The organism is Methanosarcina sp. 1.H.A.2.2 (assembly GCF_000979975.1).
Taxonomy (GTDB): domain Archaea; phylum Halobacteriota; class Methanosarcinia; order Methanosarcinales; family Methanosarcinaceae; genus Methanosarcina.
Window position 1 is genome coordinate 44,137 of the sequence record NZ_JJQL01000080.1, and the last position, 18,328, is coordinate 62,464.

General features: G+C 40.9%; 13 protein-coding genes and 1 pseudogene. 11 read left to right on the plus strand and 3 right to left on the minus strand.

Going from position 1 to position 18,328, the window contains the following annotated elements:
- Nucleotides 1–56 precede the first annotated feature (56 nt).
- Together EO93_RS13140 and EO93_RS17605 are read right to left on the minus strand one after the other, a co-directional pair.
- The gene (locus EO93_RS13140) at nucleotides 57–398 is read right to left on the minus strand and encodes a carboxymuconolactone decarboxylase family protein (RefSeq protein ID WP_048162956.1); all 342 of its coding nucleotides are present in this window, start codon (nucleotides 396–398) and stop codon (nucleotides 57–59) included.
- A 31-nt stretch (nucleotides 399–429) separates the two neighbouring features.
- Nucleotides 430–594 carry a hypothetical protein gene (locus EO93_RS17605; protein ID WP_156161324.1) on the minus strand — a complete coding sequence of 55 codons (165 nt, stop codon included), beginning with the start codon at nucleotides 592–594 and terminating at the stop codon, nucleotides 430–432.
- Between the two features lie 321 nt (nucleotides 595–915).
- Between EO93_RS17605 and EO93_RS13145 the strand changes: the two genes are divergently transcribed.
- The 9 genes and pseudogenes from EO93_RS13145 (at nucleotide 916) to EO93_RS13190 (ending at nucleotide 13,775) form a co-directional block, all read left to right on the plus strand.
- Nucleotides 916–1,344, plus strand: a complete 429-nt coding sequence (locus EO93_RS13145) for a hypothetical protein (protein WP_048131494.1) — start codon at nucleotides 916–918, stop codon at nucleotides 1,342–1,344.
- Between the two features lie 513 nt (nucleotides 1,345–1,857).
- Nucleotides 1,858–3,654 (plus strand): DEAD/DEAH box helicase, encoded by a 1,797-nt coding sequence (locus tag EO93_RS13150; RefSeq protein ID WP_048131495.1) that lies wholly within the window; start codon nucleotides 1,858–1,860, stop codon nucleotides 3,652–3,654.
- 305 nt (nucleotides 3,655–3,959) lie between these two features.
- Nucleotides 3,960–4,099, plus strand: a pseudogene (locus tag EO93_RS18260) (IS1634 family transposase); the annotation flags it as partial.
- 3,195 nt (nucleotides 4,100–7,294) lie between these two features.
- Nucleotides 7,295–7,999 carry an ABC transporter ATP-binding protein gene (locus EO93_RS13165; RefSeq protein WP_082107659.1) on the plus strand — a complete coding sequence of 235 codons (705 nt, stop codon included), beginning with the start codon at nucleotides 7,295–7,297 and terminating at the stop codon, nucleotides 7,997–7,999.
- 12 nt (nucleotides 8,000–8,011) lie between these two features.
- Complete coding sequence (locus EO93_RS13170; protein WP_048162959.1) at nucleotides 8,012–9,259, plus strand: COG1361 S-layer family protein; 1,248 nt, start codon at nucleotides 8,012–8,014, stop codon at nucleotides 9,257–9,259.
- A gap of 43 nt (nucleotides 9,260–9,302) precedes the next feature.
- Nucleotides 9,303–10,517 (plus strand): ABC transporter permease, encoded by a 1,215-nt coding sequence (locus EO93_RS13175; protein WP_048162961.1) that lies wholly within the window; start codon nucleotides 9,303–9,305, stop codon nucleotides 10,515–10,517.
- A gap of 255 nt (nucleotides 10,518–10,772) precedes the next feature.
- The gene (locus EO93_RS13180; RefSeq protein ID WP_162198708.1) at nucleotides 10,773–11,258 is read left to right on the plus strand and encodes a GbsR/MarR family transcriptional regulator; all 486 of its coding nucleotides are present in this window, start codon (nucleotides 10,773–10,775) and stop codon (nucleotides 11,256–11,258) included.
- A 392-nt stretch (nucleotides 11,259–11,650) separates the two neighbouring features.
- The gene (locus EO93_RS13185; RefSeq protein WP_200898121.1) at nucleotides 11,651–12,277 is read left to right on the plus strand and encodes an ABC transporter ATP-binding protein; all 627 of its coding nucleotides are present in this window, start codon (nucleotides 11,651–11,653) and stop codon (nucleotides 12,275–12,277) included.
- A 241-nt stretch (nucleotides 12,278–12,518) separates the two neighbouring features.
- The gene (locus EO93_RS13190) at nucleotides 12,519–13,775 is read left to right on the plus strand and encodes a COG1361 S-layer family protein (protein WP_048162967.1); all 1,257 of its coding nucleotides are present in this window, start codon (nucleotides 12,519–12,521) and stop codon (nucleotides 13,773–13,775) included.
- Nucleotides 13,776–14,218: 443 nt separating this feature from the next.
- Here EO93_RS13190 and EO93_RS13195 read toward each other — a convergent pair whose 3' ends face one another.
- Nucleotides 14,219–15,559 carry an ATP-binding protein gene (locus tag EO93_RS13195; RefSeq protein ID WP_342764209.1) on the minus strand — a complete coding sequence of 447 codons (1,341 nt, stop codon included), beginning with the start codon at nucleotides 15,557–15,559 and terminating at the stop codon, nucleotides 14,219–14,221.
- 592 nt (nucleotides 15,560–16,151) lie between these two features.
- Here EO93_RS13195 and EO93_RS13200 point away from each other — a divergent pair.
- Entirely contained in the window at nucleotides 16,152–17,366 is a 1,215-nt protein-coding gene (locus tag EO93_RS13200; RefSeq protein ID WP_048163016.1) for an ABC transporter permease, read from the plus strand.
- Nucleotides 17,367–17,620: 254 nt separating this feature from the next.
- A complete protein-coding gene (locus tag EO93_RS13205; RefSeq protein ID WP_048134007.1) occupies nucleotides 17,621–18,229 on the plus strand; it encodes a flavin reductase family protein in 609 nt (202 codons plus the stop codon).
- Nucleotides 18,230–18,328: the final 99 nt, after the last annotated feature.

Consider the following 18,328-nt stretch of genomic DNA (forward strand, 5'->3'; position numbering starts at 1 on the left):
CAAAGAAGATAAGAAAAACCAGGAAAAAGCCTGGAAATGAAAATGCCTGGAGGGTTTCAGTCCTCACAGCAACAGCAGCATTCCTCTTCGTCCTTATCCTTTTCAAAAATTTTGTCATAGACGTTTTCACCGTATATGTTCGTCCACCCAATCTGCGACCCTGCAGCTACAAACATGGCAACTGAAATGGCTTCGGCAATCTCTTCTTTTGTAGCCCCTGCTTCAACTGCCCTCTGGGAGTGCACATCAACGCAGTACTGGCAGCGCATGAGTACCGACGAGGCAACAGCAATCAGTTCTTTTGTCTTAATGTCAAGGAAACTGTCCTTGAAAATAGAATTTCTCAACTGTCCAAAAGCTTCGGCAGTTTCAGGCAACATTTCGTTTAAAAATGACATTAAAATCTCCTCCGGTAATGATAAAATATTTTTAACGACCCGGCTTTCTGCATAAATTGGTGTTCCAGCGCATTCCATTGCCCTGGGATTCAGGCTTATGCGTATACAGAAGGTCTTCTTCATCGGGTTCGACACTGTTCTTAGAATATTCTTTTTCTGCCTTTTTCTCCTGAATTCCTTCCTTTTCGTCTCCCATTTCTCAGCCTCCGGGATAATTAAATTCAAAAACCAGTAATAATAAGTTGTATTATTAAAGAACCACATATTAAAAAACAGCCTCGATGAGTATCAAGAATATTTGATACATATGTAAAGCAATCCGGCAAAAAGAGAATATCCGTGGATTTAGAGTTAACTAAGCCTAAACTTGAAGTCCAAAAATCTATTAAAATGTTTAATCAGGTCTTCACACAGCTAATATTGAGAAAATCAAAGGTCGATACCAATCAGACAAAGTAGAAAGGTTATTATTATCAGAAGCTGAAAGGGAAGATTTAACAGGAGATGAACCTGGAAGATGGACACCCCCCGATTTAATAATCCCGGCACAGGGACAAATTACGATAAGCAGTGGGCTTTTGAAGTCGCTTATTTTATCCAGCACACAGGCACAACTCTGCAAAATCTGGGGAACTTTCTGAATGCCAGGGATTATGTTGAAGCCCGTACTCTGGCTGCAGAGATAAAGCAGAGAGCAGAATACGAAAAAACCCTCCAGCCGGATTTCAGAACTTCGGATTATTTTGTGCAGGCTCGCAGGCTTTTTAACCGGTTTCTGGACGAATGCGTAAACTTTGCCGAGCTCCTGAGGGTTACGACCATTCAGGAAGAAACCGGATGTGAAGAATTGCTGGACAAGCCGGAGCAGATCCGGAACTCCATAGACAGGATGAACCTTTTAAAAGAAATGTTAACAAGTGAGCTTCACCTGAAAGGCTGGTACTGAGTAAGCTTTTACCTGTGAGAATTAATACATTTAAAACACAACATGTTTTTGATTCTGGATTTATAAACTTTCAATCATGGTTTATCTCCGAAGTTCACAGCGTCTTCTGAGAGGTTCCTGCCCGAAAGGTAGCAAAGGATTATATACAGGCAAGAGGTGTAGTGAGTATCCACTGGAGTAAAAGACCACAGGTCTGGTTACTCATTATTGCCTGTATCACGGGGAAGAATTCAAAAGTGTCCGGAACTTATCCAAGAAAGCTATTTTTTTGCTGTATAAGTTTATGCATGTCAATTCTGAATTTCCCTGGTTTTAGGCAACTTTTCGCAGTCCCGGGGAGATCAACCATTTATACGGCGTGTTTACCTGTTTTTAGCGGTATCATGTACCGATGTTGATAAGTGGGCTTTTCCGCAAAGGAAACTGCCGGGCATGCGGCAGACAGTATGCAAACAGCAGGTCTGCAATCTGCAAGACTTGTAGAAAAATAATTGTAAATTATAGAGTGAGTACATGGAAAAATTAGCAAAATTTAAGGCGCTTGGGCTCTCGGACAGTACATTGAAAGCCCTCAAAAAGAAAGGGTTTGAAGAACCAACCCCGATTCAGGAAAAGGTAATCCCGCTTTTTTTGAAAGGAGAATCTGATATTATAGGGCAGGCTCAGACAGGGACAGGAAAAACAACAGCTTTCGGAGCCCCCATTATAGAGAAAATTCCTGAGAAATCAGGACATGTTAAGGCAATAATCCTGACCCCTACAAGGGAACTCGCAATCCAGGTTTCAGAAGAGCTTAACTCCCTAAAAGGAGACAAAAAACTGTATATTGCCCCTATATATGGTGGGCAGTCCATGACCCAGCAGCTTCGCATGCTGAAAACTGGTGTGGACATTGTCGTAGGGACCCCGGGAAGGGTCATCGACCACATTGAAAGAAAGAGCCTCAATCTCGAACATATCTCGTATTTCGTACTTGACGAAGCCGACGAAATGCTGAACATGGGCTTTATTGATGACATAAAGGAGATCTTAAAGGCAACAGGCCCTGATAAAAGGATGCTTTTCTTTTCAGCCACAATGCCAAAGACAATCCTTGGAATCGTCAAGAAGTACATGCGGAACTACGAGCATGTTACAATTGAGAAAGAAGAAATTACAGCAAACCTGACCGAACAGATATATTTTGAGGTTAAGGAAAGCGACAAGTTTGAAGCCCTCTGCAGAATCATCGACATCGAAGATGAATTCTACGGGCTCGTATTCTGCCGGACAAAGATCGACACCAGCCAGCTTGCCCAGAAACTCAGCGACAGGGGTTATTTAGCTGATGCCCTTCACGGAGACATTTCCCAGCAGGAGCGGGAAAAAATCCTTAACAAGTTCAGGAAGCAGAAGATACACATCCTCGCAGCAACCGATGTTGCAGCAAGAGGAATCGATATCATGGACCTGACCCATGTCATCAACTATACCTTGCCCCAGGACCCAGAGTCTTATGTGCACAGGATAGGAAGGACAGGAAGGGCAGGCAAACAGGGAACTGCTATCACTTTTGTTACATCCTCGGAATTCAGGCGGCTCACTTACATACAGAAGACCTCAAAGTCAGAAATGAAGAAAGGCCGCATCCCTGCGATAAAAGATGTAATAAAAGCCAAAAGGGCAAGAGTAAAAGCCGAACTTGAAAACACTATAAAGACAGAAGAATATGGGGACTGCCTTGGGATGAGCGAAAAGCTCCTTGAGGAATACCCCGCAGAAAAAATCCTGGCTGCCCTTTTAAAGTACGCCTTCAAGGAAAAGTTCGACGAGAGCATGTACACGGAAATTTCCGAAGGCAGCTCCTATGTCGACAGAAAAGGCAAAACCAGGATCTTCATAGCCATGGGAAAAGCCGACGGCATGACTCCGGAAAAACTGGCCGATTTCATACAGCAGGAAATCGGGGACAGCGAAATGAACTTAAGGGACGCAGAGATTTTCCCCCACTTCTCCTTCGTATCCATCCCCTTTGCTCAGGCTGAAGCCCTGCTTGACATCTTCAAAAATAAAAGAAAAGGAAGCAAACCTTTCGTGGAACTTGCCCAGAAATCCAGGGGAAGAAGCACAAAAGGCTCAAACGATGGGAGCAGCAACGGTGGCTCAAGAGGCAACGGCAGCTCAAGAAGCAACGGTGGCTCAAGAAGCAACGGTGGCTCAAGAGGCAACGGTGGCTCAAGAGGCAACGGTGGTGGCTCAAGAGGTGACGGCAGCTCAAGAAGCAGCGGTAGCTCAAGAAGCAGCGGTAGCTCAAGAAGTGTGAAAAAATAAATTTTCCATTTCTAAACTTATTCTTTTTCTTATTTTTCAGGATTCCGGGAGCAGTGAAGTTTTCGGAATTCGGGTAATTTTTTGATAGCAGAATTTTACGAAGACATTTGTTTCTAGCTTTGATTCTTTCTTGACTTTGAATTATCTTTGGACCCTAATTCTCTTCTGACCACTGCATCCGACTTTCCGCAGTAAAATTTCTTAATTTTATATTTTTGAAATCATTCAAGTACTTGTTATAAAAGTTATTTCCATTTTACCATGATGACCCCCTCTTAGATCTGAATCCACAACTCATCTGGTCATTATTCTTCCTGTTCGGAAGAATAACAGAATTAGTAATTAAAATGGGGGGAAAGAAGGTCAAAAAGATATTGAATTGGGATAAAAAATCCATTAAAGTCCTTAAATTTAGGGGTAAAAATACGAAAAATATTATGTGTGAAAAAATAGTGCAGAAAGTAGGTTTTCGAATAGAAAGTAGGTTTTCGAATATTTTAATAATATCAACCGATTGACCAGGGACAACCTAAAGACGCTTTTAAGAAAAATACCTGTTTTTCAGAAAAGTTATTCCATATTCCTTATTGAGGTATCAAAAACCCTCAAGATTTTGGATCTTCAACCGGAATAAATCTCTAGATCGGGTTAACTAAGCCCAGAAGGAAAATTTGTCACATGCAATAGATTTATTCCGGCTGAAGTTCTATGCTTCCTTCTCCTTCTGAATAGTTTATCTCACACGATTTTCTGGATTACCATTGCCAATGGAACAGTAAGGATGCCACCATCTTTCGTTGAACAAGCACTTTGAGCCCTTACTGTCCCATTATTCAAAGGCTAACCAGTAAACGAGTTCATCCCAAAACCCAGTTTTAATCTTAATTATCAGAATTATTCAGGATTGCTTTCATAATCAGAAGCTCGATTTGTCACTTAAAATACGAGATCCAAAGAAGCAAATATTGAGTTTTGGGATCAGCTCAACATCTAAACATGCACTTTACCTGTTGAGGACTCCATAGCCACTTATATACATTATTCTTAACCTTTCGATCTGCAGATAGAAAGTAATCTTTATGTAGTTTAAATAGAAAAACATTATAATTCCCTCCACTCCTAGAATGCTGTTCTTCCTCGTTCAAAGCCATTTCCTTTAGAGCCAATCTCAAACCTGTTTTATTCTAATTATTAAGGTATTTCAGGGTTATCTATAATTATCCGAAACTTGACTGATTCTCCAAACTCCAAGATTCAAAGAGCAAATTGTGAGTTTTGAGATAAGCTCTTAAACTGACATTGAGCCCAATTTTCAGTGATTTACCGGTTCTCTTCTCCAACCCCCCCATTCCGCTTTATACTCCCAGACACCTATTCTTGAACTATAGCAGACATCAAACAATTGCAGAGATATCTAGCTAAAAAGCTTAAGGGCTTTAAGGGTTTTAGATTCAATAGCTAGAAACTTTGTATTGGATTGATGACTATATTTAAAAGTGCCCGTTTATTTTAAGACTCTTGACTCCAATTTTAGTTGCTAAAGGAGTATCAATATACAGGTATATTATGAATTTATATATAATGTAAAGAACGACTACTCATTACAAATAGTAGTCTTTGAGTATTTAGATACAGAATCATTCATTGTGGCAAACAACTAGACCGTATATGCATTCCGTTTTTTTCATTTAACTAATTGATTCATCTCACAGAATGCCATAAAGGAAATTACAATGTCTAAAAAATATTGAACCCCTCCCTAAATTGATGCTTTTAATGTAATTTCAAATTTTGCGTATGTCTTTTATATTATATTTTAAAGAGTAAATTAAAAGAGAAGAAGCTATTAAAAAAAGTAAAAAACCCATCAAATAAAGGAAATATTTATGAAAGATAGGAAAAGTAAAAAAGTTATAATTATACACTTATTTTGTAAAGATAAAGTTGCCTGAAAAGCAGGCAACTTCATATAAGCATCTAATTTTTTCACCGGCATTGCTGCCTAATTAGATCCAGTAAGTGAAGCTGATAAAGGTTGCTTCGTAGTATCTGATGATCTTTGAATATACAAGGCTGAAGAACATTTCAGTTCCCTCCACTCTTTTCCCGCATTTTGTTCATCCCCCGTTATACACAGTCTTCTGCAATAGGGATTATCGGAAAATTGTTAATAAATAAATCCCAATATCCTTGATAACCATCATGCAGAGACGTTCATGATTATTACAATGTAACCTTATCAGATCCAGTAAGTGAAGCTGAGGAAGGTTGCTTCGTAGTATCTTATGATCTTTGAATATACAAGGCTGAAGAACATTTCAGTCCCCTCCACTCTTTTCCCGCATTTTGTTCATCCCCCGTTATACACAGTCTTCTGCAATCGAGATTATCGGAAAATTGTTAATAAATAATTCCCAATATCCGTGATAAACATCCAGGCAGAGACCTTCATGATTATTATAATGTAACCTCATCAGATCCAGTAAATGAAGCTGAGGAAAGTTGCCTCATAGTAGCTTATGATCTTAGAATATACAAAATTGAAGAACATTTTCATTACCTCTTTTGTTTCTGTAATTATCCAGATTTTTGTTTCTGTAATTATCCAGATTCCATCATACGTACAATCGACTGAACTGAGAATTCAATCTAGCAATCGCGATTAGAAGCCGAAGACCAGGCCGAGATCAAAGTCAAAAATAATCGCAAAAAGCATACCGAGATCAATTGCAAAAAACATATTTACTCCCTCCACATCTCATATTATTTCCACACCGGTTCTTGAGTACACTCTTTTGAGTATACTTCTTGTACATACTCTTTTGAGTGCACTTCTCTGAAACATTTATTTACAGCCTTCTTTATCAAGCCCCCAAAGCTTGCGACTCTTTCAGCCACTTAGAAAGATTATTGCTGAGAATTTCTTTTATTCTTAAGATCTACAGTTCAAATTTCTAACTGGCAGTGGCTATATTTAGCTATATATACAAGATTATATAAATTGGACAGAATTACATCTCCTTATGAATAATAGTTCTCAAATATTTGGAGGCAAGCCCCTGTATAACAGAGTATATATTTTTTAATACAATAGATGTTTGAATGTTTCACTTAGGTTTTAACCTTGACCTAAATATTTGGATGCCTGCCCCGGCGAAAGAATAACTTTTTGAAACTGATTGGTTCAGAGACTGCGGTTTTTCGATTTTGTCCATTACATTTATACAACCGATGTATGAGAGAAAGCAGTTTAAAATAACAAAGATAAGTCTCAGGATGAGAGCACAAATTTCCTGCAAAAGCCTCATGCTACCAGAAACAAATCTCAACTTCCGAATTCTACTGTCCAAAACTATGCTTATTTTTATGCCCGGTGATTTTAAGCAAAAATCAGGTCTGAAACTCAATAGTCTATCCAAGAGTCAAAAACAGTGTATCTAGTGCTTATTTTCAAAGTTCAGTTTTAAAAGCCTGCATTGGCAGACATAAATCGATAACAGTTGGACTTGAAATTCAGTTTTTGAAAAAAATTTATAGAGCATAGATTAAAATGGATTTTCTTACATAAGGAGTAAAAACAATTGAGATTATTCAATGTGATTTTTTCTGATCATATCTCAGTAAAATTGGGGAGGGGGATGTGAACATTAATAAGAATAGTTTACCTGAGGATAGGTACCCTATTGTCGAAGTTTCCAATGTAAGGAAAAGTTATGTGCTTGGAGACATGGAAGTTCCGGTACTCTCAGGTATTAACCTTAAAATCGAAAAGGGAGAATTCCTGGCTATAATGGGACCATCTGGCTCAGGGAAAAGTACTTTAATGAACCTTATAGGCTGCCTTGACAGACCTACGGAAGGGCAGGTGATTATAAGGGGGAGGGACCTGCACAGAATGTCAGATGAAGAACTTGCCCATCTCCGGGGGCTTGAGATAGGTTTCGTTTTTCAGACATTCAACCTTGTTCCTCGTCTGACCGCTTTTGAGAATGTTTTGCTCCCAACTTTTGCCAATTCGAGGAGCATCGATCCACGAAAGCGTGCAACGGAACTCCTGAAACTTATGGGACTGCAGGACCGTATGCACCACAGGCCAGGAGAACTTTCCGGAGGCCAATCTCAGAGGGTCTCAATTGCAAGGGCACTCATAAATGATCCTTCGATCCTCCTTGCAGATGAACCGACTGGGAACCTTGACTCGAAAACAGGTTCTGAGATCCTCCGAATATTTATGGATTTGAATAATGAAGGAAGGACAGTAGTAATAGTTACACACGACCCTGAAATTGCAAAATATGCTGACAGGGTTGTCCTTGTAAAAGATGGAGTAATTCAATATAACTAAGGTGGGGAATACATGGAATTGATTAAAGAGCGTGGTATTGCAGCTTTTTTTTCTTTACTTCTGATCGCCTCGATTTTTGCGTCTCCGGCCTCTGCAGCTGTAGGAAGTGCAAACCTGAAAGTAACGATCGTCGAAACAAATCCTTATCCTGCAAAGATAGGAGAATACCTGACCCTGAACATACAGGTGGAAAACGTAGGAGGGGACAAAGCCGATAACGTTGACATAGAAATAGTCCCTGAGTATCCTTTCTCTCTGGATTCCAAGACAAACACTATGCAGAACATTGGAGCTCTTAATCCTGGCAGAACTGCCACAAAAGAGTTTTATCTGTATGTTGATAAAAACGCCCAGAAGGGAGTTCGTTCGATTGATATTCGCACCAGAGCTGGACAGAGCAGTCCATGGAGTGAGAAGACTTTTGACATAAGGATAGGTACTGAAACCTTTAAAAGCAAAGGTACTGTTGAGCTTGCAGAAATAGTCTCATCTCCTGAAGTCTTTATGCCTGGAGATAAGGGCACTGTTACAGTAACTCTTAAGAATACAGCAACTGCAGCTACAGTTACTATCGATGGAAGTGACTACGATACCAATGCCAGAATACAGGCTGCGGTTTTGAGACCTCTGTCTGACGGAATAAGAGTTTCGGAAGCTCCATATTATGAAATGGGACTTGTGGGCCCGGGAGACAGTATCAAATTGACCTTCAATGTAGAGGTTGAAGAGGATGCGAGGGAAGGGATTCACAATTTTGAACTTGCAATTGAGGGAAACTCCTTTGACTACAACAGCAAGAAGAACATTCCGCTTAAAGTCGATTCTTCGAATATAAAGGTAATTCCTTCAAAGCCACTACAGATGGTGGATGGGACAACTACCGTAGAGTTTGATGTAGCAAATACCCACCCTAATGAGCTAAACTCTGTCAGCATAAGACCTAAAGCTGAAGGTGTAAAGTTTTACCCTGCCGAATACTTCATCGGACCTATGGATCCTGACGAACTTTTCACAATAAAGTTTGATGCAATGATAGACAGTTCCTCGGATACCTATAAAAAATCTTCGGGACCCGTAAGCATGAATGTAACTGCAAACTACAACAATGGCATCAACAGGCACGAAAATGTTGCAGGTAATCTGAACCTTGAAACGGATTCCCGGACTCCTGAGACAAACTCTACAGTTGCAATTGCAGGTGGACTTATTGCAGTCTTTATCCCTGCAGCCTTTCTAATCTACAGAAAGAAAAAACAATAAGCAGATGAAGATTGGCTAAATATCATATTTAGGGGGGTAAAATATGATACAATTTGTACAGGCAGCCCATATTGCTTCTGGAAGTATACGCAGCTCCAAGCTTCGGTCTGCACTCACAACGCTCGGAATTGTGATAGGCATTGCAGCAGTAATCATAAACGCATCCCTTGGTGCCAGCTTCAACCAGTTTTTTACCAATGAGGTCGCCTCTGTAGGCTCAAATTTCATAATTGCATATAGTGACCAACCAAACCTATTTTATGAAAGTGAGCTTGAAATAATTGAAAATACTCCAGGAATTTTAGGAGTTTCTCCCAGGAAAATAATATCTGGAGAGATTAACTATCTTTCAGATACTAAAAGTGTGAGCATTGTGGGTGTAAATGGGGACTTTCAGGAAATCCAGGGAATTAAAATGGAAGAAGGAAGTTTCCTGACTGATAAGGACATTTACTCTGCTGTTCTTGGGTATGACCTTGCAAAAGAGGAATTTGGCAGGAGTATCTCGCATAGAAGCACTGTTGATATTGCATTCCGACAGGAAGACGGTACGCTTGTAAGAAAAAGCTTCAAAGTAAAAGGAGTTCTGGAGGATTCAAAAGAAACTATTGTCGGTGGAGACGGCAGTACAGACATGATAATTTATATCCCTATTTCGACCATGAATGAGATGACCGGAGAACAGGACTATGGAGCCTTCTTTGCGATGGCAGAAAGCTCTGAAAATATCCGCAAGATTTCGGATGAAGTGGATAAAAGGCTTGCCAGGAACTTCGGAATTCCTCAAAGGGATATTGAGGATGAAGATGCAAAGCCTTATACCATATTCAATCAGGTAGATGTCCTTGAAGAGACCGAAGCATTAGGAGCTGCCTTAAGTTCTTTCCTGCTCGTCCTTGCTTTAGTCTCCCTGTTCGTGGGTTCGATAGGGATTATGAATATCATGCTCGTAACAGTTACCGAACGTACAAGAGAAATTGGTATAATGAAATCCGTAGGTTATAGCAGCTCCAATATTCAATCTCTTTTTTTGCTGGAGTCCGTGATGGTCAGCGTCTTCGGGGGACTGATGGGGACTGCAATAGGCGGATTTGGAGCTTATATCCTTGAAAATGCCCTTAAACTTCCACCGGTTTTTCCATTCAAGCTAATCGAAATCGGGATTCTGGTTTCGGTCCTTGTAGGTGTAGGTGCAGGGCTGTATCCCGCAAGAAAGGCTGCAAGCATGAATCCTGTGGATGCCTTAAGGTATGAGTAAGGGTCTTTCAAGTTTGAAGAAATGACCCTTATCTTTTCAATATTTTCTTTTTTCAGCATCGTTCAGCTTTTTTCTTTTCCAGTGTTTCTTTTCCAGCGTTTCTTTTCCAGCGTTTCTTTTCCAGTGTTTCTTTTCCAGCGTTTCTTTTTTGCCAGACCGACTAAAAATTGATAGAGTAAGAATAACTTTTAAGTAACTTTTATTTACATTATTTTTACTAAATACTAAAAGTAATAAATGATTGAATGAATGATTATGGATCAGATTGACAGGGAGTTTATTAATTATTATCAAAGGGTTGGCAAAGCCTACGGAATGGACAGTCTCACTGCAACTATAGTTGCTAGGCTTTTTATCGAACCGGGAGAGGTTTCAATGAAAGAGCTTGCTGAGGAGACCGGCTATTCCCTGGCTTCGGTAAGCAACAAGATCCGTCAGCTTGAGCCTTCGGGTTTTATTGTAAGAGGGACAAAGCCCGGCACAAGGAAAGTCTATGTAAGGGCAAACAAGGACATCTTAAGGGTTGCTATCGGACAGCTGATAAGAGCACAGGCATGTGAAATTCAACCTGCAACTATTGAAATCCCTCGTATGATCGAGCATTATCAGAATGAAGACCTCAGCGAGGCACAGAAGGAAAAAATAGAAATTCTTAAACGATACCACAGAGATATGCTCAAGCTTGACAACATACTTGAAGAAGTAATCGAAAAACTTGAAAATCTGAATCGGGAAAAATAATTATTTTGCAGATTTGATATTATAAAATGATATGTATAACAAACGTTTAAAGCTTAAAACAAGGAAATGTTGATATTGTACAGTACTCAGTAGAATAATATATTTAAAGTGTGAACAGTGAAGAAGTGGACATGAAGACCAAAATACTCGATCATGAAGTATCTCCTCCCGGAAGTTCGAACCCGGAAGCAGGTAGAAGTAGGGAAACTGAAGAAAAGATATCTCCGGAAGAAAGCCTTTTTGCCTCGGATGAAACTTCAGATGAAGAGCAATTTAAGTGTGAATTGCCCCGTTCCAGTCGCCCGGCAAAAGATACCAAAGGAGAAAATCTGCTTAAAAGAGCCCCGGTAATAGAAATCATCAATGTTAAAAAGAGTTATACCCTGGGAGATATGGAAGTTCCTATTCTTCGCGACATCAATCTGACAGTACGGGAAGGGGAATTTCTTGCTATAATGGGCCCTTCAGGATCAGGAAAAAGTACACTTATGAACCTCATAGGTTTTCTTGACAGACCTACAGAAGGGAAGATCATAATTAAAGGCCTTGATATCAATACACTATCTGATAGGGAGGTTGCAAAGCTCCGGGGGCTTGAGATAGGCTTTGTATTCCAGACATTCAACCTAATTCCAAGGCTTACAGCTCTTGAAAATGTTGAACTGCCCACCTACGCTAACACAAGAGAAGGTGTGGATACGCGCAAAAGGGCAAAAGACCTTTTAAAAATGGTAGGGCTTGAAGACCGTATGCACCACAAACCAGGTGAACTTTCGGGAGGGCAATCGCAAAGGGTAGCTATTGCCAGAGCTCTTATCAATGATCCTGCAATCCTCCTTGCGGATGAGCCTACAGGAAACCTGGACTCTAAAACAGGCTGCGAAATCCTCAGCATGTTTACCAAACTGAATGAAGATGGCAGGACTATCGTGATGATTACGCATGATCCAGATATTGCGAAGTATGCTGACAGGTTAGTGCTCGTAAAAGACGGAATAGTCCAGAGAAATTCGGAATAAGCTAGAATAATTCGGAAGATTCAGTGTACTCAGAATAATATAATACTCAGAATAATATGATACTCAGAATAATATGATACTCAGAATAATATGATACTCAGAATAATCCAATGCTCAGAATAATCCAATGCTCAGAATAATCCAATGCTCAGAATAACCAAGGAAATCAGAACAATCCAGAGTAACCCAGCCTACACCTAATAATTAAGTTTCCAAATTTAGTCAATCAGGATGAGTTAAAATGACAGGACTGAAAAACCCAATTACTTTTGTCGTTATATTTCTACTTTTAGTTTCATTTATTTTTGCAGCACCTGCTTCTGCTGCGACTGCAAGTGCAAACCTGAAAGTTACAATAGTTGAAACAAACCCTTACCCTGCTAAAATAGGGGAGTATCTTGACCTGACAGTTCAGGTAGAAAACGTAGGTAGAGACAGGGCAGAAAATGTTGATATTGAAATAGTCCCTGAATATCCCTTTTCCCTTGATTCCCAGGCAAACGCAGTACAGAATATAGGGGCTCTTGCTCCCAACAAATTTGCATCCAAAGAGTTTCACCTTTTCGTGGACAAGAATGCTCAGAAGGGAATCAGGTCAATTGACATCCGTACAAGGATCGATAAAACCAGCCCCTGGAGTGAGAAAACTTTTGATATAAGGATAGGGACTGAAACCTTTGACAGCAAAGGTACTCTGGAACTCAAAGAGGTGATCTCTTACCCTGAAGCTTTCATGCCTGGAGATAGGGGTACTGTTACAGTGACCCTCAGCAATACCGCAACAACTCCTACTGTCACCATTGATGGAAAAGACTATGATACCAATGCGAGAATCCAGGCCGCAGTTTTGAGACCGATGTCTGAGGGAATAGTTGTTCTCGATGCCCCCTACGGAGAAATGGGGCTTCTTGGTCCCGGGGATAGCATCAAACTGACATTTAACGTTATGGTTTCTGAAGATGCAAGTGAGGGAACTCACAACCTTGAACTTGCAATTGAGGGCAACTCTTTTGACTACAACAGCCGGAAGAACATTCCACTTGAAGTTGACTCTTCGAATGTAAAGGTGATCCCTTCAAAGGCCCTCAGACTGGTAAATGGCGAAGCTGCTCTCGAGTTTGATGTGGCAAATACCCATCCTAATGAGTTTAACTCCGTAAGCATCAGACCTGAAGCTGAAGGAGTGAAATTTTACCCTGCCGAATATTTCATCGGCCCCATGGATGCTGATGAGCTTTTCACAATAGAGTTTGATGCTGTAGCAGATCCATCTTCGGAAAACATAGGGGGAACCTCTGAACCGATAAATCTTAGCCTTTCTGCAAGTTACGGCAATGGCATAAACAAACACGAAAATCTGGTAAGCAATCTCCAGATTCAGCAGGTTGAGGAAAATCAGGGAGCCAGTTCAGGTATGATTGTAGCCGGTATCCTGCTTGTCGCCGTTATCGCAGCCGGTGTACTGATTTACAGAAAAAAGCAGCAGAAAAACAAATGAATGCTCTGGAGATCCCTGAATAATCCTTAAATCGGATATGTTAGGAATAATCCTTAAATCGGATATGTTAGGAATAATCCTTAAATCGGATATGTTAGAGGCGATAAGAAGATAGAAGTTCAAATCTATCTTTTTTGATCCATCGGAAGTATAGGCAGTGCCAGATTGTTCACTGCCTTTACAACCCTGGCCCATAAAGGAGATTATTGCGGAAACGCCCAGTGTATCCCTGAACCAGCTTCGATCAATTTTTTTATGGCAGATGTCTTCCGCTGGACCCGGCTTCTTTTTGCAGAATTTTTTAATTTCAATTCGCTTATTAAGTAGCTTGTATTCTAATTTCAATTTTCAGGTTCAGGTGCCGAGCCCATTTTTTTCGATTTTTTTCCTTTAAGGGAAGAGTTTGCTTTTTTCGTTTTATTCTCCGGGAGAGAGGTATTTTCCTATTCTGCCGGAAGGGTGAAGGTAAACGTACTTCCTTTTCCGATCTCTGAGTCAATCCAGATCTTCCCGCCGTGAAGATCTACAAAATTCCTGACAATATATAACCCAAGACCGGCTCCACCGTACCCGCGGGCTGCAGAAGAATCTGCCTGTGTAAAGGGCATAAATATCTTTTCGTGACTCTCCTTTGAAAGCCCTATTCCATTATCCGAAACCTTGACCTCAAGAACTCCTTCTTTTTTGCAGGCACTGATGATGACCTTTCCTTTTGCTGGAGTAAACTTTATGGCGTTGCTGACCAGGTTGTACAGGATCTGCCTGAATTTTGTAATATCAGCCCGAACATTTCCTACAGAAGGATCGATCTTCAGTTCAACAGTGATCTTCTTAACCGAAGCAGGCGAAAGGAGGCTCATTCTCACTTCCCCTATGAGGCTTGCAACATCCACTTCCTCATATTTGAGGGTCTTTTCACCGGCTTCAAGCCTTGAGATGTCAAGCAAGTTGTTAATAATCTCCAGCAGGCTTTTCCCGCTTATCAGGATATTGTTGACGTACTTTGCTTGTTTTGTATTCATGGGCCCGAAAGCTCCTTCCAGCAGCAGGTCAGAAAAGCCAATTACTGAATTGAGAGGAGTCCGAAGCTCATGGCTCATATTCATTATGAAACTGTTTTTTGCCCTGTTTGTAGCTTCAGCATCATTTTTTGCTTTGAGAAGGGTGATTTCCAGTTCTTTGTGCCCGTTTAAGTTGCATGTATTCACCAGATATTCCCATTTGCCTTTTCTTTTAACGAGAACGCCCTTTTCCTCCACCAGCTCAAGAAGTGCACTGCCTGACAATTCTTCAAGCGGGAAAGTACAGAGAAATGTGAGATTTACTCTATTACCCTGACTGATCTCTTCAAGGATCTTTTCTAACCCTTCAAAGCAGGTTTTGAAGGAGCTTCCGGCCCCCTTAACACCGATATTCGTTCGGAATCCAGGAAACTCTTCGGAAAGGGCTTTTTCATTCCCCGCCCCCATGAGTTCTTTTACTGCAGATTCAAGCAGGAGGATACTTTCCGAAAGTGTGCCGGTTGGTAGAATCTCTAATTGAGATGAAGTGATGTATTTCCCGACATCCACTCCTGCCTTCTCAAGTTCATTTTTTGCTCTTTCGGCTGAAAGCGAATCCGGGACGGTCCAGAGGCAGTGATCTCCCCTTTCAATCCCTTGTTTAAAATAGGCAACGTGTAGTTCTGCCAGTTCTTCGAGATCACGATATACGGCGGAGAGCTGTGAGCTCTGTGGAATGCTTGAAAAAAGTTCGGGGTATTTGTCAGTATTTTTTGTCAGAATCTTTCCCCCTCCATGTGTTTACAATAGTGCATCTTTCAGCGCACAGTCAAGGTTTGAATGGGGCATGAAGCAGAGGCGGTGGAGGTATAAATGATAACATTCAGCACTCAAAATCTAGTTTAAAGTGTTTAGAAAATGTTTATAAAATTCTCAAAATGATATTTATTTATCTTTTATTTCTTATTAACTTTCAGTATTTCATACATATGCTTATATTTCCTATCATATAACATCAGCATATATAAGAAATGTGCTAATTTGTAATGTTTGGAAGTTTGTTCTGTTTTTAACGCCTGTGTTGCATGAGTACCTTAGAGCAGAGTACCCATCGAAACCCCTATTTCTTCCAACAATGATTTATTATATATTTGTACATTAATATTTACAGGGGAATATTGGACATTAATATTTACGGGGATATATTGGACATTAATATTTACGGGAAAATATTGTACATTAATATCTGCTGGGTTTTGTAGAAATTAATCCTCAATGGACTGCCTGAGGGCTGAAGACCCTTAATCTCCCTATATACCTGTCGAAAATAGGATTCAGAGCTTAAGCAGCCCGGAACTCTAAAATGGGAGGATGTATGCTGAAGGTAAGGCAAGCTATCGGTATCTCTCTTGGGAGCATAGCGAGTGCAAAGCTCCGCTCAGGCCTGACTACCCTTGGCATTATCATAGGGATTGCTGCGGTGGTGGCGAACGTCTCTCTTGGGGAGAGTTTCAATGTTTTTTTTGAAGAGGAGATAAATGCCCAGGGTTCCAATTTTATTATTATTTACAGCCAGGAACCTAACCTTTTTTACAACAATGAGCTTCAAATAATCAAAAAAACTCCCGGCATCAGCGGGGTTTCTCCCATAAAACAGCAGCTTGGGGTGGTAACCTCTTTTTCCCAGAATAAAAATATAGACATCGCGGGAGTAACTGGAGACTATGAGGATACTGCCAATATCATTATGGAAAGCGGCAGTTTCATAAGTGACCAGGATGCGTTTTCTGCAGCAATCGGGTCCAAAGTTGCAAACGAAAAATTTGATAGGAACATATCCACCCGCAGTTCTATAGACATTACCCTGCGTCTTGAAGGGGGCAGGACGGTGACCCGGAAGTTCAAGGTGAAAGGCATCATTAAAAGCCCTGCTACATCTTTCGTCGGAGGGGGGATTGATAGGGATGTGAGCATCTTTATCCCAGTTTCAACCATCAACCAGATGCTAGAAGAAGATGATTTCTCGGCCTTTTTTGCCATGTCCGACAACATCGAGAAAGTGGTAGAAGTCTCGGAAGAGGTGGATAAGCGGCTTGCCCGGAACTTTGGAGTATCTTCAAGGGATATCAACGATGAAGACGCGAAGCCCTACCGGATTTTCAATCAGGCGGATGTCCTTGAGCAAACAAACCAGCTTGCTGATACCCTGAGAAATTTCCTTGTTGCAGTAGCTCTTATCTCCCTGCTTGTGGGCTCGATAGGAATAATGAACATAATGCTTGTAACGGTTACTGAGCGCACCAGGGAAATAGGGATCATGAAGGCACTTGGCTTTTCAAGCACTGATATTCTTCTGCTCTTTCTCATAGAATCCATTATCATCAGCCTCTTCGGAGGTCTCCTTGGAGTAGGAGTGGGAGTAGGAGGGGCTTATGCCGCCACAAACCTCCTTAACCTTCCCTTCCTTTATTCCCCTTACATTTTTGTGGCAGGCCTCATAGTTGCTATAGTTGTGGGCGTTGCCGCAGGGGTTTATCCCGCAAGCAAGGCCGCAAAATTGGCTCCTGTAGATGCTTTGAGGCATGAGTAAACGACTAACAGGTGTGCTATTGTTCACACCAGCCCATCGTTTTTCCTGCTTGCAAACTTTCCTTTTTTGTACCTCTGTCCCACTGAATCGTTTTCAATTCCTTTTTCCCCTAACCGCCAGGTTCCATTTCAAATTCTCACAGGGCATTTATATTTCGATGAATTATATATCTATCAAGATATCGCTCAAAACCGGAATACTAATTACATCTCAGGAGAATTTCAATTTACTTAACCTCTGAGGAGGATGAAAGGATGGAAATCGGAGAGAAAAAAGCCATCGGAGCCAAGAATTTTCTTTATCCTATGCCCACTACCCTCGTGGGTGCCGATGTGAAAGGAAAGCCAAACTACCTGACAATTGCTTTTTGCGGAATTGTTCAGGCAAGTCCCCCTATGATCGCAGTTACCCTGGGGAAAATGCACTATACAAATGAAGGAATCAGGGAAAACAATTGCTTCAGCGTGAATATTCCTTCCAGATACATAGTTGAAGCTACAGACTACTGTGGCATAGTTTCCGGGAAAAAGGTAGACAAATCAGGTATCTTCAAAACTTTCTACGGAAAGCTCGAAAAAGCTCCAATGATCCGGGAATGCCCTGTAAACCTTGAATGTCGGCTCGTGGAAACCCTTGACTTCGGCGGGACTAACGAGGTTTTCATCGGGGAGATTGTGGAAAGTTATGCAGAAGAACGGTATCTCTGTAATGGAGTTCCTGATATAGAAAAGATTGAACCCATTGTTTTTTCAATGTACGACAATAACTACTGGGGAATCGGAAAGCATCTGGGAAAAGCATGGTGCGTGGGAAAAAAGTTTAGTGAAAACATTAATGAGGACAGAAACGAAACTGGTAGGTAGAAAGAAGGATCTCTTTACGGGTGCAGATAAAGGATTTTGAAAACGAGTTAAGGATTCGGGGAATTCGGAGGATTCGGGGGATTCAAAGGATTCGGAAGA